This is a genomic window from Chryseobacterium sp. CG10_8 (genome assembly GCF_058117085.1).
On record NZ_JBYVEB010000275.1, the window covers coordinates 1 to 672 of the forward strand.

Here is a 672-nt window from a genome sequence, read left to right on the forward strand (position 1 = left end):
CCCTTGACCGTTTTTGAACTCTATACTTACATTGCCGTCCTCATCGGTTACTGTATTTTTATAGAGTTGATTAGCCGGATAGAAACTGTTAGTTGCATCTATCTTAAGAACCGAAGAGGTGGCGTTATTAGCCCAAGAGGTAGTAGTTACAAACTTTTTAACTTCATTAGCTACATTGGCATCATAACCAAATTGTACGGGATGATCTGCCCAAGCGGTTCCAACTTGCTTTTGTTGTAAAACACGATCCAAAGGAGAGTTTTCTAAGATCTTTTCTGCATAGATCTTTTCGTTACCATAGATACCGTTTTGCGTTGCGTTGGCAAGAGGATTGGTATAGATCGCTCCGTTTTGCGTGCCACTCTGCGGAACAGGAAGATAGTCTTTAACCTGTCTTCCGAACTGGTCATATTCTATATGAGTAACCACGTCTTTTCCTGTTGGAGAAGCTTTAACATTAACTACTTGTTTGGGTCTTCCCAAGCCGTCAAAGTATTGGACGGTTTCTGCTTTCTTAGGATTCGCCCCTGTTGGATCATCCAAATACGTTTTGGTGTAAACATAGTTTTCATTTGTGCTAGGTACAGTAGCAGTAGTTTGAGCAAAAGAAGTTCCTGCTACAAACAATACACTGAATAGGGTGATAATTCTTTTCATGATTTTGTGTTTTTA

Annotated in this window: 1 protein-coding gene; it reads right to left on the minus strand. The window is 39.9% G+C overall.

Annotated features, from left to right (window positions below; genetic code table 11):
• Window positions 1–657, minus strand: a 657-nt coding sequence (locus AC4AGG_RS16710; RefSeq protein ID WP_489773155.1) for a DUF6443 domain-containing protein, incomplete at its 3' end; no start/stop codon positions are given.
• Between the last annotated feature and the right edge of the window lie 15 nt (window positions 658–672).